Here is a 20,604-nt window from a genome sequence, read left to right on the forward strand (position 1 = left end):
AGCGATGAAGGAGACAAGCGCCAACCTGCTGCGCAGCACGCCGTTCCGGCTGGCGCTCACCTTTGCCTTGCTGTTCGTGCTCGCCTTCATTCTGTCCGGCGCCATCGTCTACCAGCTGATGAGCGCCGATCTTGCCGAGCGGTTGGACGAGGGGATCAAGGAGACCTATTCCGTCGTCGCGGTCACCTATTCGCAAAGCGACCAGGAGGATCTGGTCCTGGCGGTCGACAGCCATGCCGCCCTCAGCCCCGAAAAGGAGCAGCTGTTTTCGCTGACTGACGGCAATGGCAATCGCCTGGCCGGGAATTTCACCGCGGCCGACCTTCCCGACGGCTTTTCGGATTTTGCCGCTTCCCTGCCGGGCGTGGCGCCCGGCACCCTATACCGCGCCTGGTCCGGTTCGGTCGGGCCAAACAGCCTGACCGTTGCCTTCTCGCTCTCCGAAACCGAGGAGCTGGAGAGAATCGTGCTGATGAGCTTCGGTTGGGCAACCTTGATCATTTCCGGCCTTGGGGTTGCCGGCGGCGCCTTGCTGGCGTCGCGGGTGCAACGTCGCCTCGACGGCATTGCCGCCACCATGGACGATGTCTCCAACGGCCGGCTCGACGCCCGCATTCCGCTGCTTGGCAATGGCGACGACATTGACGGCGTCTCCTCGCAGGTGAACACCGCGCTGGAACGGCTGGCATCCCTTGTCGACGGCATGCGCCAGGTCAGCGCCGACATCGCGCACGACCTGAAGACGCCGCTGAACCGGTTGCAAATGATTCTCGAGGCCGCCGCCGACAAGACCGCGCGGGGCGAAGCCGTTGCCGACGAGATGGCGGAGGCACGCGAAGAAAGCCTGCAGATCAACGAGACCTTCGATGCGCTGTTGCGCATTGCCCAGATCGAGGCCGGCGCGCGCAAGGCGCGCTTTGTCGATCTCGACCTCAACGGCGTTGTCGAAAGCATCGGCGAGATTTACGCCGACGTCGCCGATGACAACGGCAAGTCACTGTCGGCTCGGATTGTCCCTGGCGCGCCATGCCTGGTTCATGGCGATCGCGACCTGCTGACGCAACTGTTCGCCAATCTGGTGGAAAACGCGCTGCGGCATTGCCCGAAGGGCACAACTATCCGGCTATCCGTGACGCGGCGGGCCGACCGCATCGTGGCTGAAGTCGCGGACAATGGCCCTGGCATACCTGCCGAAGAGCGCGAAAAAGTGTTCCAGCGGCTCTACCGGCTGGACACCAGTCGCACCACGCCCGGCAGCGGGCTAGGGCTCAGCCTGGTGCGGGCCATCGCCGACCTGCATGGGGCATCGATCGCGCTCGAGGACCGCCGTCCCGGGTTGGCGGTGGTGGTCGGTTTTCCTGCGGCAAAGGCATCGCTGAGCTGAGAAGAGAGGCGTCAGCCAAGATATGAACGTCACGCCAGGGCCACTTCTCGCGAAGGGTGGCCGAATGAAGCGTTGGTCTTTCGCGGCGATGGCGGCGCTATCCTTGCCATCGCCTCTTGCCGCTGCTGGGGACGCCAAAACGGGTGCCGCTGATGGGGGACAACAGCGAGCACCCGGTGACCGCCGATGATGCGACTTTGGTGGTCGGCCACCAATGTCTTGGCAAGGACTTGGTTGCCGCATCCGGCCCTCTGCCTTTGACGTTAGGACTTCGGTCGGACGTCCCCTGGGACCGTAGTCCCACAGGCGGAACGATCGCACAGGGGCACCGTTCTCTGCAGTGAAGTCGGCTAACAGGAGCGAAAGGCAATGGATGATCGAAACACCAGCGTTATGGAAGCTCGGTGGCTTCTTGCTGTGCCCGTCTCCCTTATGTTGACGGTTCTTTTCGCCGGTTTCTGGCTTACGTGACTGGCCAGCGGCCCGATCGTTTGTGAGGGATGCTCGACGAACCATCGGGCGGGCATGCTAACTCGGCAGTTAGTCACTAGAGCGCAGAGCCAATAATTAGCAAGCTTACGGAACAATAGATATCTGGAAGAGTTGGATGTTTTGGGCAGAGATCATGTAGTGTTGAAATCGGCCCTTAACATCGAAAGGTTTTTGTCATGAAAAAATACCTTGTCACAATCGCTGCAGGTCTTGCACTAGTCGCCGGACTTGGCGCTGCCGTAGCGGACACTGTCGTCGTTCTTAAGCCTGAGCAGCAGACGATGGTCCGCGAATACATCCACAAGCAGAAGCTCGCATCGGTCAGCCTGCTCGGTGTAGAACTCAACGTCGGCACTGCTCTGCCGGATACGGTCGAGCTTCACGCAATCGACGTCCCCGACGTCAAATACAAGTATACGGTCGTCGGAGACCATGCAGTCCTCGTCGACCCGGATACGCGCAAGATCGTTCAGATCATCGAGTAGCAGCTTCGGCTGGATGTCCTCCGGTCGCTGACGGCCCGCTCCTAGAGTTGTTCTTTGGGAGCGGGTTTTTCGCGTTGAATAGTCCGCGGTCGCAGCCGCTAGGACAAGGACCCGACTAAAGCACGGTATATCCGGCGCTCGTACGCTCGCGGCGAAAATCCGAGGGCGACATGCCGGCCAGCTTGCGGAACGATTTGTTGAAGGCGCTGAGCGAGCCGAAGCCTGAATCCATAGCGACGCGCAGCACATTGGCGTCTTCATGCATCAAAAGCGCCTGCGCGTAGCTCAGCCGCAAGAGGTTCATATATTCGTTGAGCGTCATGCCGGTCGACTTCTTGAAAATGTTCATGGCGTATTTCGGATGGATGTCGGCCGCCGCCGCTATGTCGACGCAGTCTATGTCGTAGAGAAAATTCTCGGCGATGAAGTCGCACATGCGCCCGACATTGCGCAGCGATTGCTGGTCGAACGGGCCGCCGGTTTCCTGGCCGATGGCGGTTTCCGGCACCAGCCGGTAGGGCTCGAACCGCACCCGCTCCAGCCGCAGCAGCAGCTCATTCACCGCGTGCTCGGTTATCGCCGGATCGCCCGAGCGGAAATAGCGGTTCCAACGCTCGAAATTGTGATGGTCTGCCGGGTCGGTGGCCGATGTCACCAGCGTGGCGCCCGTCATCAGCCGGTGGCGGATGTCCGTCGGCAGATGCAGGCGGAAGAAATGCACCAGCGGCAGATGCGCGCCGGCATAGATGGCGTCGTCGGAGAGATCGTCCATCTGGTGCGGCAGCCCGCCCCAGAACAGGCACATGTCACCGGCCGACAGCGAAATCTCGTGCTCGGCCATGCGGTAATGCACACTGCCACGGACGATGAAATTGACTTCGACCTGGGCATGCCAATGCGGCTTGAGCATCACCAGCGGGTGATTGTGGAACATCTGCAAGGCCATCGGCAGGCCTTCGACGCTGCTGGCGCCAGGCTGGTAAAACGGCCGTTCCGGCATCTTACTTTCCGCCCATTCTTTATTCCCGTTGTCGGGGACAAGCCTTCCGCGCTGCTTAGTTTAGCCATGCTCGCGAAGAGAGAGCAAATGAAATGGGAGGATTTCAATGCGCACGACACTGACCTGTGCCGCGCTGGCGCTTGCCCTGGGCTCAGCCCCGGCCTTTGCGCAGTCCGGCGAAATCACGATCTGGAGCTGGAACATCGCCGCTTCGTCGCTGAAGGCCACAATAGCCGGCTTCAACAAGCAATACCCCGACGTCAAGGTCACCGTTCAGGATCTCGGCAACCAGCCGACCTATGACAAGTCGATCGCCGGCTGTGCGGCCGGTGGTGTCGGCCTGCCGGATATCGTCTCGGTGGAGAACGGCGAAGCCGAGAACTACTGGAGCCAGTTCCCCGACTGCTTCGTCGATTTGCACACGCTGGGCTATACCGCTGAGGACCAGAAGAAATTCCCCGATTTCAAGCGCACCGAACTGGAAGTCGGCGAGAAGGCCTATGCCATGCCGTGGGATTCCGGCCCGGTCGCCGCCTTCTACCGCCGCGACTTCTACGAGAAGGCGGGCGTCGATCCGGCCTCGATCAAGACCTGGGACGATTTCATCGCCGCCGGCAAGAAGATCCAGGCCGCCAATCCCGGCGTCACCATGACCAATGCCGATTTCAACGGCGACACCGAATTCTTCCGCATGATCGCTAACGAGCAGGGCTGCGGTTATTTCGCCGAGGACGGGCTGTCGATCACCGTCAACCAGCCGAAATGCGTCGATACGCTGACCAAGATCAAGGAGATGAAGGACGCCGGCATCATGTCGTCGGCCGACTGGGGCACCAAGATCACCAACAACACCGCGGGCACCGTCGCCACCCAGGTCTATGGCGGCTGGTATGAGGGCACCATCCGCACCGAATCGGCCGGCGAAAACGGCAAATGGGGCGTCTACCTGATGCCGTCGCTCACCGCCGACGGTCCGCGCGCCGCCAATCTCGGCGGCTCGTCGCTGGCCATCACCTCGGCCTCGAAGAACAAGGAAGCCGCCTACGCCTATCTGAAATACACGCTGGAGACGAACGAAGGCCAGATCACCATGCTGAAGGAGTTCGGCCTGGTGCCGTCGCTGATCTCGGCGCTAAACGATCCCTATGTCTCGGAAGGCCTGCCCTATTGGGGCGGCCAGGCGGTGTGGAAGGATATTTTGGCCACCCTGCCCAAAGTGGTGCCGAGCCGCGGCACCCCGTTCCAGAGCGACGCCGAGATCATCATGCGCGCGGTGCAGACCAAATATCTGGGCGGTGGTTATCCGGATGCAAAGGCGGCGCTTGACGATGCTGCCAGCCAGATCGCCTCGGCAACTGGATTGCCGATCAAGTGACGAAGGCGGAGATGTTGGCGGGTCAGATATAGGGCAACTTGTCGGACTGTTGGCGCTGCCCCTCACCTGCCTGCCGGCATCCTCTCCCCGTATGGTGACGGGGAGAGGGACGCTCTCGCCGAACATTTCGCCAATCGCTAGCGTTGCAGGAAGAGCACCAAGGCTGCGGCCAGCCCCTTCTCCCCGCCACTATACGGGGAGAAGGTCCCGGCAGGGGGATGAGGGGCGGCGCAAAGCCTTAACAATTGAACGCCGGCTAACAACAAGCCGGATATCAACCTAGGAAAGCACGAAGGAAGGAGGAGAACCATGCGCTATCAGAATGCCACCGCGTATCGCTTCCTCACGCCCTATTTGCTGATCTTCGCCATCTTCTGGGTGTGGCCGATCATTTCCTCGTTCATGATCTCGTTCCAGGCGACGCGCACCGTGCCGTGGCGCTTTGCGCCGACCTTCAACTGGGGCCGGCTTATCGGCGACCCCGCTTTCTTCAACGCGCTGAAGAACACGCTGCTCATCCTCGTCATCCAGGTGCCGGTGATGATCTCGCTGGCGATCGTCATGGCGGTGCTGCTGAACTCGCCGCTGTTGAAAGCGCGCGGCCTCTACCGCTTCGCCTTCTTCGCACCGGTCGTGGTCGGCGAGGTCGCCTACTCCGCGGTGTTCCGGCTGATGTTCAATCTCGATTTCGGCATCATCAACAAATTGCTCGCCAGCGTCGGCCTGGCCAAGATCGACTGGTTCTCCAATGTGACGCCGGCCATGGCGCTGATCATGATCGCGGTGACCTGGCGCTGGGCCGGCTACAACGCCATCATCCTGCTCGCCGGCCTGCAATCGATCCCCGAGGATGTCTATGAGGCGGCGACGCTTGACCGCGTCAGCAAGGTCAAACAATTCTTCTACATCACCCTGCCGCTGCTCAAGCCGGTCATCGTCTTTTGCGCCGTGCTGTCGATCATCGGCACCATGCAGCTCTTCACCGAGCCGTTCCTGATCACCGAGCGCGGCGGCCCGGGCGGCGGCACCGAGACGCTCGGCCTGCTGCTCTACCGCCAGGGGTTCCGCTCGCTCAATTTCGGCTACGCCTCGGCCGTCGCCTACACCATGGCGGGCTTGGCCATCGCCATCACGCTGGTGCAGCTGTGGCTGACGAGAGAGCCGAAATGAGAGGGGAGCCGAAATGAGCTCGCTCTCGCAACGCCGGCTCGGCCGCAGCCTGCTGCTGCATCTGTTCCTGACGCCGCTGGCGGTGATCTGGCTGTTTCCGCTGTGGATGATGATTGTCTTCTCGACCATGCCCGACAACGGCATCTTCAGTCCCGGCATCGAACTCTTGCCGCACGACAATTTCCTCGCAAACTTCCACAATCTGCAGCGCGACACCGACTTTGTCGGTGCCATCGGCATTTCGGTCTCGGTGGCGGTGACCTACACCGTGCTGTCGGTGCTGCTGACCTCGATGGCTGGCTGGGCGCTGGCGCGCTACCATTTCGTCGGCAAAGGTTTTGTCGTCGCCATCATTCTCGGCACCATCACGCTGCCTTACGCGGTGGTGCTGATCCCGCAATTCATCATGGTGGCGCGCGACTTCCAGCTCGCCAACACCTGGGTGGCGTTGATCGTGCCGCCTTTGTTCAATTCGCTCGGCGTTCTGTTCATGCGCCAGGCCTTCTCGATGATGCCGCACGATCTGTTCGACGCCGCCCGCGTGGAAGGCGTCAAGGAATGGCGCATCTTCCTGTTCGTCGCACTGCCTTTGGCGCGGCCGATGCTGGCCGCGCTCGCCATCATCCTGTTCCTCGCCTCTTGGAACAATTACCTCTGGCCGCTGCTGATCAACAGCCAGCCCGGGGCGATGACAGCACCGGTGGCGCTCGGCACGCTGATCGGCCTGACCAAGGTCTCCTGGGGCGGCCTGATGGTCGGCGCCGTCATGCTGACCGTGCCGATGCTCGTCGTCTTCGTGCTGCTGCAGCGCCACTTCATCGCCGGCATCGCCGCCGGCGCCGTGAAATAGGGACAACAGCGACATGGCGGCAGTCACCCTCACCAACGTCATCAAGCGCTTCGGCGTCTATGAGATCATCCATGGCGCCAACATCGATATCGCCGACGGCGAGTTCGTCGTCTTTGTCGGCCCGTCCGGCTGCGGCAAGTCGACCTTGCTCAGGATGATCGCCGGGCTGGAGGACATCAGCGGCGGCGAGATCGCCATTGGCGGCAAGGTGATGAACGATGTCGAGCCGGCCGACCGCGGCATCGCCATGGTGTTCCAGTCCTACGCGCTCTACCCGCACATGACGGTGGGGCAGAATCTGAGCTTTGGCCTCAGAATGACCGGCAACCCGAAGGAGGACACCGATCGGCGGGTGAAACGGGCCTCCGAGATCCTGCGCATCAGCGAGCTGATGGCGCGGCGGCCCAAGCAACTCTCCGGCGGCCAGCGCCAGCGTGTCGCCATCGGCCGCGCCATTGTGCGCGAACCGCAAGTGTTCCTGTTCGACGAGCCGCTGAGCAATCTCGACGCCGAGCTCAGGGTCCAGATGCGGGTCGAGATCTCGCGCCTGCACAAGGAGCTTGGCACGACGATGATCTACGTCACCCACGATCAGACCGAAGCGATGACGCTGGCCGACCGGATCGTGGTGCTGCGCGGCGGCCATGTCGAGCAGATCGGCCGGCCGCTCGATCTCTACGACAGTCCCGACAACCAGTTTGTCGCCGGCTTTGTCGGTTCGCCGAAGATGAATTTCATCGAGGGTCGCGTCGTCGGCCGCAACACGAGAAGCGTCACCGTCGAGCTGGTGGGTGAGGAAAAGGCCCGTATCATGCAGCCGCTGGCCGGCGCCGTGCCGGAAACCGGAGCCAAGGTCATCGTCGGCGTGCGGCCCGAACATTTCGGCAATGCCGGCGAAGGCGATGCCGACCTTACCGTCGGTATCGACGTGGTCGAGCATCTCGGCGGCACCAGCTTCATCTATGCCAGGACCGCCCATGGCGAGGACCTGGTGATCCAGCGCGACGCGGCGAAGGTCCCCGAAACCTCCGAGATCACCGTGTCCATCCGCAAATCCTATCTGTTCGATGAAAACGGCCAGCGTCTGCGCTGAGCCCTTCAAGCCTTTCCAAGGAGAATGACCATGACTTCAACCGCGCCCATCCGTTGGGGAATCCTCGGGCCGGGCGACATCGCCAAAGCCTTTGCCGGCGGCGTGGCCGGATCACGCACCGGCACGCTGGCAGCGCTCGGCGCCCGCAACCCCGGCAAGGAGGGCTTAGCCCAGACATTTCCCGGCGCCCGCATCCTCGACGGTTACCAGGCGCTGCTCGACGACCCCGATATCGACGCCGTCTATATCGCCATACCGCATCCCGGCCACGCCGAATGGGCGATCAAGGCGGCCGAGGCCGGCAAGCATGTGCTGTGCGAAAAGCCGCTGGCGCTGACCGCCTTCGAGGCCGACGCCATGATCCATGCCGCGCGCAAGGCCGGCACCTTCCTCGGCGAGGCCTTCATGTACCGGCTGCACCCGCAGACGCTGAAGCTGGTCGAGCTGATCAAGTCCGGCGTCATCGGCGAAGTGCGCATGATAAAATCGAGCTTCGGCTTCGCCATGCCGGGCTTCATGCCGGAGCACCGGCTCTACGCCAATGATCTCGCCGGCGGGGGCATACTCGATGTCGGCGGCTATCCCGTCTCGATGGTGCGGCTGATCGCAGGCGCTGCGACGGGAAAACCCTTCGCCGAGCCAGACAAGGTTGCCGGCGCCGCCCATCTCGGCCAGTCCGGCGTCGATGAATGGGCTTCGGCATTGCTGCATTTCCCTGGCGGCGTCGTTGCCGAAGTGTCCTGCAGCATCTCACTCAACCAGGAGAATGTGCTCTCGATCCTCGGCACCAAGGGCCGCATCGAGGTGCCGGATTTCTGGTTCGCCGGCGGAAACCGCGATGTCGGCCTGGGCAAGATCGACGTGATCGGCTCGAAAGGCAAACGAGAAACCATCAGCGTCAACGAAACCCGCCATCTCTATTCCTTCGAGGTCGACGCCGCGGGCGAGGCGATCCTGGCCGGGAACCAGGAATTCGCCTGGCCTGGTATGTCCTGGAACGACAGCCTCGGCACGCTGCGAGTGCTCGACAGATGGCGCACTGCTGTCGGGCTCGAATATGAGATCGAAAAGCCGGCTAAGCGTATCAGCACCATCTCCGGCCGGCCGCTACGCACCGACGGCACCGCCATCGGCAAGCGCAAGATTCCAGGCCTGTCGAAACCGGCTTCCGTGGTGGCGCTCGGCTTTGAGGATTTCCGCACCTTCTCCTCGGGCTCGATCCTGCTCGATGCCTTCTTCGAGGCCGGCGGCAATCTGTTCGACACCGGCTATGTCTACGGCGCCGGCTATACCGAGACGCTGCTCGGCCAGTGGCTGAACAACCGCGGCGTGCGCGAGCAGTCGGTCGTTATCGCCAAGGGCGCGCACTCGCCGCTCTGCTATCCCGATGTCATCGGCAAGCAGCTCGCCCAGTCGCTGGACCGCCTGCAGACCGACCATGTCGACATCTATTTCATGCACCGCGACAACCCGGATGTGCCGGTCGGCGAGTTCGTCGACGCCATGGATGCGGAGGCCAAGGCCGGCCGCATCCGCGGCCCTTTCGGCGGCTCGAACTGGACGATGGCGCGCATGGACGAGGCGATCGCTTATGCCGAGAGGACCGGCAAACAGAAGCCTGGCGCCCTTTCCAACAATTTCTCGCTGGCCGAGATGCTGGAGCCGATCTGGGCCGGATGCATCACCTCATCCACCGACGACTGGAAGGCATGGTTGACGAAGCGGCAGATGCCGAACTTCGCCTGGTCGAGCCAGGGCCGCGGCTTCTTCACCGACCGCGCCGGCCGCGAAAAGCAGGACAATGAGGAGCTGGTCCGGGTCTGGTACTCCGAGAAAAACTTCGGCCGCCGGGACCGCGCCATCGAACTGGCGAACCGGCTGGGCAAAAGCCCGATCCATATAGCGCTCGCCTATGTGCTGGCACAGCCCTTCCCGTCCGTGCCGTTGATCGGCCCGCGCACGCTGGACGAGCTGGAGGACAGTTTGAAGGCGCTGGATATCAAGCTGTCGGCGGAGGATGTGGCGTGGCTGGACAATGGGCCGGAAAGGCGGAGGGCTTAGCGCTGCTAATCTCCCCCCTCGAGGGGGAGATCAGCTCCTCACCGATCGATCCGTGTCGACAAAATAATCGACGACGACGTCCGCTCCACCCCGTCCATCGCCCCGATCTCGTCCAGCAGCGCGTCGAGATCCCTTATCGACGGCGCGTCGACGATGACGATCATGTCGAAATTGCCGCTCACCGAATGCAGTGTCCTCACCGGCGGCAACGCCTGCAACGCCCGCACCACCTTGTCGGCGAGTTTCGGCGTCACGGTGAGCAGCACATGCGCCCGGACCAGTCCCTGCTCATAGTCCGGCGCCAGCCGCACGCCATAGCCGGTGATGATGCCGCGCTGTTCCAGCCGCTCGATCCGGCTTTGCACTGTGGTGCGCGACACGCCGAGCTGGCGCGCCAGCTCGGCGGTCGAGGCTCGCGCATTGGCGCGCAGCAGGGAAAGCAGCTTTTGTTCGGCGTCGCTGAGCATTTCGACGATCCTTGTCGTCTTATCGTCCAAAGAGAGGGTTCGTTTCGAACAATTCCACGCTTCCTTTCGCCAGGCAAGCTGCGATTCTCAAGGTCATGCCGCCCACCGCGCAGCGGTTCGGGCCAAGGGCTTTTGTGAGGGATCGAATCATGAAGAAAATCATCGTCGTCGGCGCCGGCAAGATCGGCTCCACCATTGCAGGCATGCTCGCCGACACCGGCGACTACCACGTCACCGTTGTCGACCGCGCGGCCACACAGCTTGCCGCGGCCGAACTCCCCGCCGGTGTCGAGGGGCTGGAGCTCGACATCACCGCTCCCGGCGCATTGGAAGCAGCCCTTGCCGGCGCTTTCGCGGTGCTGAGCGCCGCTCCCTTCCACCTCACCACGCGCATCGCCGAAGCGGCCGCCGCCACCGGCATCCACTATCTCGATTTGACCGAGGATGTCGTCTCGACCCGCCGCGTCAAGGAACTGGCCAAGTCGGGCAAGAGCGCCTTCATTCCGCAATGCGGCCTGGCGCCGGGCTTCATCTCCATCGTCGCCAATGATCTCGCCAGCCGCTTCGATACGCTGGAAAGCGTACGCATGCGCGTCGGCGCGCTGCCGCAATACCCGTCCAACGCGCTGAACTACAATCTGACCTGGAGCACCGACGGCGTCATCAATGAATATTGCGAGCCTTGCGAGGCGATCGTCGAAGGCGAGTTGATCGAAGTGCCGCCGCTGGAAGAGCGCGAGGAATTCTCGCTCGATGGCGTCACCTACGAGGCCTTCAACACGTCCGGCGGGCTCGGCACTTTGGCCGAGACGCTGAAGGGCAAGGTGCGCACGCTGAACTACCGCACCATCCGCTATCCCGGCCATGCCGCGATCATGAAGGCGCTGCTCAACGACCTTGGCCTGCGCCACCGCCGCGATGTGCTGAAGGACATTTTCGAGAGCGCTTTGCCGGCAACGCTGCAGGACGTGGTCATCGTCTTCGTCACCGTCTCGGGCCGCCGCAACGGCCGCCTGCTGCAGGAGACCTACGCCAACAAGATCTATTCGCAGCGCGTCGGCGACCAGGTCCGCAGCGCCATCCAGATCACCACCGCCTCCGGCATCTGCGCCGTGCTCGACATGCTGGCCGACGGCACCTTGCCGGCCACCGGCTTCGTCAAGCAGGAAGACATCGCGCTCGACGCCTTCCTCGCCAACCGCTTCGGCCGCGCCTACGCCCAGCACGAGATGGTAAGCCGGCTCGCGAGCTGAGGAGCCTAATCTCCCCCCTTGAGGGGGAGATGTCGCCAAAGGCGACAGAGGGGGTCGCCGCGCGTGAAGCGCTAACTTCCATCTGTCGCAAGGGAGGTCGCATTCCAGTCGAACCGACCCCCTCTGGCCTGCCGGCCATCTCCCCCTCAAGGGGGAGATCACGCACCCTCAAATATGCAGCGCGTGGCTCAGCGCCTTCAGCGTCGCCCCTACTTCCGCAGCTGCATCGGTCGTCCGAGCAGAAACCGGATGGCATTTCCCGCCGTGCGCGGGGCTATGGTCAAACCCTGCGCGGCCTGTTTTGGCTTGCTCTCTTTTCGATCGGGCCTTTGGATGTCCACACCCGGCCGGCCCACCGTGAAGGACGGCTCCGCGACCGGTTTGCCCCTCAGGACATTGGCGGCATTGTTGTCGTGGATGACGATGCACCATTGCGCGCTCTTTGATGCTGCCACCACGGTGTTGTAGCGGGTCGCGATCTTGGTATGGCCTTCGCTGTAGACGCCCTTCATGGCAGGCACTCTTCTTTCGACCAGGGTGCCGAAAGCCGACGCCGCATATTCATGCCGGGTGTAGCGTCTGGTCGCGGTGTCGAAATTCTGGCCATGGGGAAAGGCGATGTAGAGTGGCTCCTCCAGTCCCTTTTCGATCTCCCGGCGCGCATAGTGGTCGACGCGCTCCATGAAGTCTGGCGCCAGCGCATCGTCGCTGTCGAGCCGGGTGAGCGCGACGAATTCGGCGTCCGTATCGTCCTGGACGAACGCATTGAAGCGATCATTGTAGTTGGCACCGGCGTCAATGAGGACCGGCTTGGTTTCAACTCCCTTCACGCAATCGCAGACGGTCCGGATGTAGTTCTCGTGCGTGTCGGCATCGAAGGCGATGAGCACGCAAAAATCTTTTAGGGTCTGGCTTTCAAGCGAAGGCGCGCAATAGGTGTCGAACAACGCCAGTCGCTCGACAAGCCAGACCGGGTCGAGATTTGCCCGCCCTTGTCCGTCCCATTGGCTCGGGTTGAAGCCAGTGGCCGTGTTGTAGCGAATCGCGGTATATTTCTTCAGTGCAGTGCCCATGGACAAGCACTAATACATTTCGTCAATTTGCGACATCGACGGCTCGTTTCTGTCGCTTCGGCTGGCTGGCGGGGTGAGCTTCTTCACCCTCCCCACAAGGGGGAGGGTAAGCAACCCTCAAATATGCAACGCGTGGCCCAGCGCCTTCAGCGCCGCTTCCTGGAATCCTTCGCCTTGCGTCGGATGCGCATGGATCGTGCCGGCGATATCCTCCAGCCGCGCGCCCATCTCCAGCGCAAGGCCGAACGCCGCCGCCAGTTCCGACACGCCTTGCCCGACCGCCTGGATGCCGAGCACCAGATGGTTATCCGCACGCGCCACGACGCGCACGAACCCGTCCTCGCCGAGCTTGGTCATCGCCCGGCCATTGGCGGCGAAGGGGAACTGGCCGATCTTGATCTCGCCCAGCGCCTTCGCCTCTTCAGGCGTCAGCCCGGCCGTGACTAGTTCCGGATCGGTGAAGCACACGGCCGGGATCGAGCGCTTGTCCCAGCTGCGCTTGTGGCCGGCGACGATCTCGGCCACCATTTCGCCTTGCGCCATCGCCCGGTGCGCCAGCATCGGCTCGCCGGTGACGTCGCCAATGGCATAGATGCCGCGCATCGAGGTGCGGCACTGGTCGTCGATCTTGATGAACTTGCCGGCCATGTCGAGGTCGATCTGGTCGAGGCCCCAGCCTTCGGTCACCGGCCTGCGGCCGACGGTGACCAGGATCTTGTCCGCGGCAATTTTAGCGCTCTTGCCATCCGAAGTCTCGACCAGCAGCGCGTCGCCCTTCACGCCTTTGGCCTTGGCGCCAGTCATGACGTCCACGCCCAGCTGGGCGAGCCGTTTCACCACCGGCCGGGTCAGCTCCGCGTCATACTGCGCCAGCACGCGCGGCAGCGCCTCGACCACGGTCACCGCGGCGCCCATCTTGGCAAAGGCCATGCCGAGCTCAAGGCCGATATAGCCGCCGCCGACAACCGCGAGCTTTTTCGGCACTTCGCTGAGAGCGAGCGCTTCGGTCGACGAAATCACCGGCCCGCCGAACGGCAGGAACGGCAGCTCGACCGACGCCGAACCGGTGGCGATCACCACGGTCTCGGCGCGGATGATCTGGGTGCCGGTCTCGGTCTCGACCGCGACGGTCTTGCCGTCGCGGAACGTCCCCCAGCCATAGACGGATTTCACCTTGGCCTTCTTCAGCAGCCCGGCGACACCACTGGTCAGCCGGCTCACAATGCCGTCTTTCCAGGCGACGGTCTTGCCGAGATCGAGCGCTGGGGCACTGACCGAAATGCCGAGCGGGCTGCTGCCGCCGGCCATATGCGAGACCGCCTCGAACTCTTCCGCCGCATGGATCAGTGCCTTGGACGGGATGCAGCCGACATTGAGGCAGGTGCCGCCCGGTTTGCCGGCTTCGACGATCACCGTGTCGATGCCGAGCTGGCCAGCGCGAATGGCGCAGACATAGCCACCAGGCCCGGCGCCGATGACAAGCAGCTTGCAGGAGATTTCTTTCATGATGGCTGTCCTTTCGGCGACGGCCGCCGCGCGCCTTCCCTTCTCCCCTTGTGGGAGAAGGTGGATCGGCGCGATAGCGCCGAGACGGATGAGGGGTGTTCCATGGAACGCCAACGCCTCACTCCGCTGGAACACCCCTCATCCGTCGCCTTCGGCGACACCTTCTCCCACAAGGGGAGAAGGGGGAGCCAGGAACCCTGCGGCTCGCGCCTTACGATCAACTCCATCACCCTCAATCCACAAATATCAGCGCCGGCGTTTCCAGTAGCGCCTTGATCCGCTGGATGAACACCGCCGCGTCCCAGCCGTCGACCACCCGATGGTCGAAGCTCGACGACAGGTTCATCATCTTGCGCGGGATGAACTGGGTGCCGTCCCAGACCGGCCGCACCATCATCTTGTTGACGCCGACGATCGCCACTTCCGGGTGGTTGATCACCGGCGTCGTCGCGACACCGCCCATGGCGCCGAGCGAGGTGATGGTGATGGTCGATCCCGACAGCTCGTCGCGGCTCGCCGTGCCCGACTTCGCCGCCTCGGCCAGGCGGTTGAGTTCGGCTGAGCAATCCCAGAGGTCGCGCGCCTCGGCATGCTTGACCACCGGCACCACCAGGCCCGACGGCGTCTGTGCGGCGATGCCGATGTGGACGCCGCCATGCTGATGGATGATGCCGGCCTCGTCGTCGAACAGCGCGTTGATGTTGGGCTGGTCGGCGATCGCCTTGACCATCGCCCGCATCAGGAACGGCAGCAGCGTCAGCTTCGGCCTTTCGACACCCTTGCGCTTTTCCTTGTTGAGCGCGGCGCGCAATTCCTCGAGCGCGGTGACGTCGATCTCCTCGACATAGGTGATGTGCGGAATGCGTGACTTCGCCAGCGACATTTTCTCGGCGATCTTGCGTCGGAGCCCGATGACCTTGATGTCCTCGACGCTGTCATTGCGGGCGAGGCCCGATGCTTTCGCCACCTGCGGCCCGCGCGCCAGAAAAGCCTCGATGTCTTCATGGCTGATGCGGCCGGCCGGGCCGGTTCCCGATACCTGGCGCAGATCGATGCCTGCCTCTTTGGCCCGCAGCCGAATGGCTGGCGATGCCAAGGGCTTTTCGCCCTCCGGGCGCGGCGCGTCGGAAACCCGCTCCGGGATTTTGGGCGCGACCGCAACAGGCGCAGCTTTGGCTACCGGCTCTGACACCTTGGGTTTGGCCGCAGGCGGAGCTTCGGGCTTGGCCTCGGCCGGCTTCGCCGGCTCTTCGGCCTTCGCCGTCTGCCCGGCCGCATCCGCCTTCACATTGCCCTCACCCGCCACTTTCAGCCGCACGATCGGCGAGCCGATCGCTACCGTGTCGCCGATCTCGGCACCCAGCCACAGGATCTCGCCATCGACCGGCGAGGGGATTTCCACCGTCGCCTTGTCGGTCATCACGGCGGCAAGCACGGAATCCTCGCGCACGAGATCGCCGACCTTGACGTGCCATTCCACAAGTTCCGCCTCGGCGACGCCTTCGCCGACATCGGGCAGCTTGATGATGTGTTCGCCCATCTTAAGCTCCCATGGTTTCAATGAGTGCGCGTCCGACACGGGCCGGCCCCGGGAAATACTCCCATTCCTGTGCATGCGGATAGGGCGTGTCCCAGCCGGTGACGCGCGCCACCGGCGCCTCGAGGTGATAGAAACAGTTCTCCTGCACCAGCGCCGAAAGCTCGGCGCCGAAGCCCGAGGTCAGCGTCGCTTCGTGCACGACGACGCAGCGCCCGGTCTTCTTCACCGAGGCGACGATCGTGTCGAGGTCGAGCGGCAGCAGGGTTCTGAGATCGATGATCTCGGCATCGATGCCGGTCTCCTCGACAGCAGCCTGCGCGACATAGACCATGGTGCCGTAGGCCAGAACGGTGACAGCCGAGCCTGCTCGGCGGATTGCCGCCTTGCCGAGCGGTACCGTGTAGTGCCCATCGGCAACTTCGCCCAGCTCATGCTTCGACCATGGCGTCACCGGCCGGTCGTGATGGCCGTCGAACGGGCCGTTGTAGAGTCGCTTCGGTTCGAGGAAGATCACCGGATCCGGATCCTCGATCGCCGCGATCAGCAGACCCTTGGCGTCATGCGGGTTGGATGGCACCACCGTCTTCAGACCCGACACATGAGTGAACAAGGCTTCCGGGCTCTGGCTATGCGTCTGGCCACCAAAAATGCCGCCGCCGGTCGGCATCCGGACCACGATCGGGCAGGTGAAATCGCCGTTCGAGCGGTAGCGCAGTCTAGCTGCTTCCTGGGTCAGCTGGTCGTAGGCCGGGTACATGTAGTCGGCAAACTGAATTTCGACGCAGGGCTTCAACCCATAGGCGGCCATGCCGATGGCCGAGCCGACAATGCCGGATTCGTTGATCGGCGCATCGAAGCAGCGGCTCTTGCCGTATTTGGCCTGCAGGCCTTGCGTGCAGCGGAAGACACCGCCGAAAAAGCCGACATCCTCGCCATAGACGATGACGCGTTCGTCGCGCGCCATCGACACGTCCATGGCATCACGAATGGCCTCGATCATGGTGCGTCTTGGCATGGTCAGACCCCCGCCTGCTGGCGCTGCCGCCTCAGATGCGGCGGCATCTCGGCATAGAGCCCTTCGAACATGTCGCGGGTCGACGGCTTGCCACCGGCATGCAGCGTGCCGTGGCTCTCGGCTTCCTTCTGCGCCGCGATCACCGTTTCCAGGATTTCCGCTTCGGCCTGCGCATGACGCTCGTCCGACCAGACGCCCTTGTGGATGAGATGGTTTTTCAGCCGCACGACCGGATCGCCGAGCGGCCAGGCGTCGGATTCGGTCTTCGGCCGGTAGGCGGACGGATCGTCCGAACTCGAATGCGCGCCAGCGCGGTAGGTGACATATTCGATCAGCGTCGGCCCAAGGTTCTGCCGCGCCCGCTCCGCCGCCCATTTGGCCACCGCGTGCACGGCGAGATAGTCATTGCCGTCGACGCGCAGCGCTGGAATGCCGAAGCCAAGGCCGCGCGCGGCAAACGTACCGGAGCCGCCGCGCGCAATGCCCTGAAACGTCGAGATCGCCCACTGATTGTTGACGACGTTGAGGATGACCGGCGCCTTGTAGGTCGAGGCGAACACCAGTGCGGAGTGGAAATCCGATTCGGCGGTCGAGCCGTCGCCGATCCAGGCCGCCGCGATTTTCGAATCGTTGGAAATCGCCGAGGCCATCGCCCAGCCGACCGCCTGGATGTACTGCGTCGCCAGATTGCCGGAGATCGAGAAGAAGCCGTGCTCCTTCGACGAATACATGATCGGCAATTGCCGGCCTTTCAGCGGATCGGCCTCGTTGGAGTAGATCTGGTTCATCATCGTGACCATCGGATAGCCGTCGGCGATGAGCAGGCCGGCTTGCCGATAGGTCGGGAAATTCATGTCGCCCAGCTGCAGCGCCTTGCGGAAGGCGCAGCTCACCGCCTCTTCGCCGAGATGCTGCATGTAGAACGAGGTCTTGCCCTGGCGCTGCGCCATCTGCATGCGGGCATCGAAGCTGCGCAGCGTCATCATATTGCGCAGGCCCTCGAGCAGTTCCTCGTCGGTAAGCAGCCCGGCCCATGGCCCGACCGCCTCGCCGTCGCGGTTCAGCACGCGGATGATCGAAAACGCCATGTCGCGGATGGTGCGCGGATCGACATCGATCTCCGGTCGCGGCGCCGAACCGGCCTTCGGGATGGGTACGTTGGAAAAGTCAGGCGTCCCGCCCGGCCGCACCTCAGGCTCCGGCACATGAAACCGCAACATCCCAGCATCGGCCATGACCTTCATCCTCCAATGTTGCCCGGTCGCGTATATCAACACATCTGCGCCGCCAGACCAGTGCGATTTCGTGAGGGCCAGAACGCGCACCCATCCTCCCGGTCATCGGCCTGCTCAGGGCCGATGCGGCACGCGGCGACAGGATGCAGATATGGCGGCGAAATTTCTTGTCGATGTTTTCAGTCTGCGCGCAATTAGGCGAATGGACATGATGGGTCCGGCGCAACAGCAGACAATTCTGCCAATGTCAGCGCTGCCCCTCATTGCCCTGCCGGGCATTTCTCCCCGTATAGTGACGGGGAGAAAGGGCTGGCGCAGCCTCGGCGCCATTCTTGCAGCGCTGGCGATTGGCGAAGCCAGCGACGAGAGCGACCCCTCTCCCCGTCACTATACGCGGAGAGGATGCCGGCAGGCAGGTGAGGGGCAGCGCTGTCGCCTGGATATGAGGCACCCATCACTGCAGCCGCATAGAAACAGTCGCACTTCACTGGCTCCCGTTCACTCCGCGCCCGCATCATGCTAACCACCCATCATGGCGCAGAAGAAAGGATACGAGGTCGATTCGTGGCTGGCGAAGCCGGACGCGCGTATCTCGATCGTCCTGCTTTACGGCCCCGACCGCGGCCTCGTTGCCGAACGCGCCAAAGCCTTTGCCGAAAAGACCGGCCTGCCGCTCGACGACCCCTTTTCGGTGGTTCGGCTCGATGGCGTGGAGGTCGATCGCGACCAGGGCCGGCTGCTCGATGAAGCCCGCACCGTGCCGATGTTTTCCGACCGACGGCTTTTATGGGTGCGCAACGCCAGTGGCCAGAAGCCGCTGGCCGAGGACGTCAAGGCGCTGACGGTAGAGCCCGCGCGCGACGCCGTCATTCTCATCGAAGCCGGCGACCTGAAAAAGGGCGTCGGCTTGCGCGCCATCGTCGAGGCTGCCGACACCGCCATGGCGCTGCCCTGCTATGCCGACGAGGCTCGCGATATCGACAGCGTGATCGACGACGAATTGCGCAAAGCCGGCATGTCGATGGCGCTCGACGCCCGCCAGGCGCTGCGCCGCAATCTCGGTGGCGACCGGCTGGCGTCGCGCGGCGAGATCGAAAAACTGGTGCTTTACGCGCACGGCCAGAGGGAAATCGGCCTCGACGACGTCAGGGCGATGTCCGGCGACGTCTCCGGCGCCTCCTTCGACGATGCCGTCGACGCGGTGCTGGAAGGCAAAGTCAGTGACTTCGACACCGCCTTCACCCGCCACTGCCTGTCCGGCGGCCAGCCTTTTCTTGTGCTGTCCTCGGCGATGCGGCAGTTCCAGCAGCTTCAGGTCATGCGTGGACAGATGGACTCCGCCGGCCGCAACGCTGCCTCCGCGGTTGCGGGCGCAAGGCCTCCGGTCTTTTTCTCCAGGCGCAAGCTGGTGGAAAAGGCGCTGGAACGCTGGAGCGTCGATGCGCTCGGCCGTGCGTTGATCCGGCTGCAGTCGGCCGTGCTACAGACCAGGCGCAGGCCGGACCTGTCCGAAGCGTTGGCGCGCCAGGCGCTGCTTGGCATTGCAGTGGAAAGCGCGAGGCTGGGGCAGCGCAGCTGATCTCCCCCCTCGAGGGGGAGATGTCGCCGAAGACGACAGAGGGTGTCGTCTCAGCCGCCTCGACCTCATCCGTGATGAAAAAGGGGGTCGCGCTTCACGCGATGCGACCCCTTCTGGCCTGCCGGCCATCTCCCCCTCGAGGGGGGAGATCAGCAGCTCCACCGCTGCCTCCATCGGTCAATTCATGACCATGGCTTCCATGGGCTGGAAGGTTGGCAGCGCCTGCGGAAAGACCAACACTACTGCGCCATAAAAGAGCAGAGCGACACCCGACAGCTTTGCGATCCTCTGCCCTGACGGCAGGGTCTTTTCTGCAAAGATCAGCAAGGTGACCACGGCCATCGCGGCGATGTTCATGATCCCGAGAGGAAAAAGAGCGAGGAACAAAAGCCAGCAGCAGCCCAGGCAAAAAAGCCCATGCTCCAGGCCCATGCGTACCGCGCCCCCACTGACCATCGCGCCATGAGGTCAGGATGAAACCAATGGGCGTACGGCATTTGGCCAGGCACAGATCCTTCAGCGGAGAAAGTTGATAGGCGCCTGCCAGCATCAGCAGCACGCCGCCGATGCGCGCAGCCGTGGCGGCGGACATTCCCGCATGCGCTGCAATGAGCTCTCCGCCCGCCGCACCGGCAAAGGCGAGCGCACCCATCGCGCCCCAAAGCAGCATGTAGGCAGCCACGAAAAACCAGGTCGAGACAAAAGTCTCGCCGCACCCCCGTTTGCCGGCCTGAACGCGATGAAATGTCAGCACCATGGGCGCGGCGGTAGGGAACATCATGGCAATCATCATGATCATCCAGACGGCAAGAAACAGCGGCGCCTTCATCCCCATGGTGGGTGAGTACATGCGCATGTCCGCGTCCATGCCGAGCCACTGCCAGACAAGCACGGTCCACGCTGCCGCGGCGACAACAATCAGCAGCGCGAGAATGATGTTTCGCTGCAATATCAGCGCCATGGGCTAAGTCCGTTGCGGCCGGGAACTAGAGCAATTTCAGGAAAAGTGTGAGCGGTTTTCCGTCC

At 63.3% G+C, this 20,604-nt stretch carries 17 protein-coding genes; 9 read left to right on the top strand and 8 right to left on the bottom strand.

Annotation, left to right across the window (positions count from 1 at the left end; translation table 11 throughout):
* Nucleotides 1–4: 4 nt before the first annotated feature.
* Both ACYHH6_RS04120 and ACYHH6_RS04125 read left to right on the top strand, forming a co-directional pair.
* On the top strand, nt 5–1,384 hold the full coding sequence (locus ACYHH6_RS04120) for a HAMP domain-containing sensor histidine kinase (RefSeq protein ID WP_352583178.1): 1,380 nt from the start codon (nt 5–7) through the stop codon (nt 1,382–1,384).
* Between the two features lie 668 nt (nt 1,385–2,052).
* The gene (locus tag ACYHH6_RS04125; protein ID WP_352556862.1) at nt 2,053–2,361 is read left to right on the top strand and encodes a DUF1236 domain-containing protein; all 309 of its coding nucleotides are present in this window, start codon (nt 2,053–2,055) and stop codon (nt 2,359–2,361) included.
* 115 nt (nt 2,362–2,476) lie between these two features.
* Here the strand turns inward: ACYHH6_RS04125 and ACYHH6_RS04130 are convergent, their stop codons facing one another.
* Nucleotides 2,477–3,361: a helix-turn-helix domain-containing protein gene (locus ACYHH6_RS04130; protein ID WP_352583176.1), complete on the bottom strand. Its 885-nt coding sequence runs from the start codon at nt 3,359–3,361 to the stop codon at nt 2,477–2,479.
* Nucleotides 3,362–3,467: 106 nt separating this feature from the next.
* Between ACYHH6_RS04130 and ACYHH6_RS04135 the strand changes: the two genes are divergently transcribed.
* From ACYHH6_RS04135 to ACYHH6_RS04155, 5 genes are all read left to right on the top strand, one after another.
* Nucleotides 3,468–4,736, top strand: a complete 1,269-nt coding sequence (locus ACYHH6_RS04135) for an extracellular solute-binding protein (protein WP_352583174.1) — start codon at nt 3,468–3,470, stop codon at nt 4,734–4,736.
* A 309-nt stretch (nt 4,737–5,045) separates the two neighbouring features.
* Nucleotides 5,046–5,906 (top strand): carbohydrate ABC transporter permease, encoded by an 861-nt coding sequence (locus ACYHH6_RS04140; protein WP_112560203.1) that lies wholly within the window; start codon nt 5,046–5,048, stop codon nt 5,904–5,906.
* Between the two features lie 13 nt (nt 5,907–5,919).
* On the top strand, nt 5,920–6,756 hold the full coding sequence (locus tag ACYHH6_RS04145; protein WP_112560204.1) for a carbohydrate ABC transporter permease: 837 nt from the start codon (nt 5,920–5,922) through the stop codon (nt 6,754–6,756).
* A gap of 13 nt (nt 6,757–6,769) precedes the next feature.
* Nucleotides 6,770–7,849: an ABC transporter ATP-binding protein gene (locus ACYHH6_RS04150; protein ID WP_352583171.1), complete on the top strand. Its 1,080-nt coding sequence runs from the start codon at nt 6,770–6,772 to the stop codon at nt 7,847–7,849.
* Between the two features lie 30 nt (nt 7,850–7,879).
* Complete coding sequence (locus tag ACYHH6_RS04155) at nt 7,880–9,910, top strand: aldo/keto reductase (RefSeq protein ID WP_352583169.1); 2,031 nt, start codon at nt 7,880–7,882, stop codon at nt 9,908–9,910.
* 38 nt (nt 9,911–9,948) lie between these two features.
* On the opposite strand, the gene ACYHH6_RS04160 is transcribed toward ACYHH6_RS04155, so the two are convergent.
* Nucleotides 9,949–10,377, bottom strand: coding sequence for an Lrp/AsnC family transcriptional regulator (locus ACYHH6_RS04160; protein WP_112560245.1), 429 nt, complete (start codon nt 10,375–10,377; stop codon nt 9,949–9,951).
* 149 nt (nt 10,378–10,526) lie between these two features.
* Between ACYHH6_RS04160 and ACYHH6_RS04165 the strand changes: the two genes are divergently transcribed.
* The gene (locus tag ACYHH6_RS04165; protein ID WP_352583168.1) at nt 10,527–11,630 is read left to right on the top strand and encodes a saccharopine dehydrogenase family protein; all 1,104 of its coding nucleotides are present in this window, start codon (nt 10,527–10,529) and stop codon (nt 11,628–11,630) included.
* Between the two features lie 209 nt (nt 11,631–11,839).
* Here ACYHH6_RS04165 and ACYHH6_RS04170 read toward each other — a convergent pair whose 3' ends face one another.
* The 5 genes from ACYHH6_RS04170 to ACYHH6_RS04190 form a co-directional block, all read right to left on the bottom strand.
* Nucleotides 11,840–12,703: a glycosyltransferase gene (locus ACYHH6_RS04170; protein WP_352583166.1), complete on the bottom strand. Its 864-nt coding sequence runs from the start codon at nt 12,701–12,703 to the stop codon at nt 11,840–11,842.
* Nucleotides 12,704–12,820: 117 nt separating this feature from the next.
* Complete coding sequence (gene lpdA / locus ACYHH6_RS04175; protein WP_352583164.1) at nt 12,821–14,209, bottom strand: dihydrolipoyl dehydrogenase; 1,389 nt, start codon at nt 14,207–14,209, stop codon at nt 12,821–12,823.
* Nucleotides 14,210–14,441: 232 nt separating this feature from the next.
* Entirely contained in the window at nt 14,442–15,749 is a 1,308-nt protein-coding gene (locus tag ACYHH6_RS04180; protein ID WP_352583162.1) for a dihydrolipoamide acetyltransferase family protein, read from the bottom strand.
* Nucleotide 15,750: 1 nt separating this feature from the next.
* The gene (locus tag ACYHH6_RS04185) at nt 15,751–16,764 is read right to left on the bottom strand and encodes an alpha-ketoacid dehydrogenase subunit beta (protein ID WP_352583160.1); all 1,014 of its coding nucleotides are present in this window, start codon (nt 16,762–16,764) and stop codon (nt 15,751–15,753) included.
* 2 nt (nt 16,765–16,766) lie between these two features.
* A complete protein-coding gene (locus ACYHH6_RS04190) occupies nt 16,767–17,999 on the bottom strand; it encodes a 3-methyl-2-oxobutanoate dehydrogenase (2-methylpropanoyl-transferring) subunit alpha (RefSeq protein ID WP_352583158.1) in 1,233 nt (410 codons plus the stop codon).
* Nucleotides 18,000–18,531: 532 nt separating this feature from the next.
* On the opposite strand from ACYHH6_RS04190, the gene holA reads away from it, so the two are divergent.
* A complete protein-coding gene (gene holA, locus ACYHH6_RS04195) occupies nt 18,532–19,578 on the top strand; it encodes a DNA polymerase III subunit delta (RefSeq protein WP_352583156.1) in 1,047 nt (348 codons plus the stop codon).
* 94 nt (nt 19,579–19,672) lie between these two features.
* Here the strand turns inward: holA and ACYHH6_RS04200 are convergent, their stop codons facing one another.
* Nucleotides 19,673–20,539, bottom strand: a complete 867-nt coding sequence (locus ACYHH6_RS04200; RefSeq protein WP_435053208.1) for a DUF2182 domain-containing protein — start codon at nt 20,537–20,539, stop codon at nt 19,673–19,675.
* Between the last annotated feature and the right edge of the window lie 65 nt (nt 20,540–20,604).

Source organism: Mesorhizobium sp. P171375, from assembly GCF_057786075.1.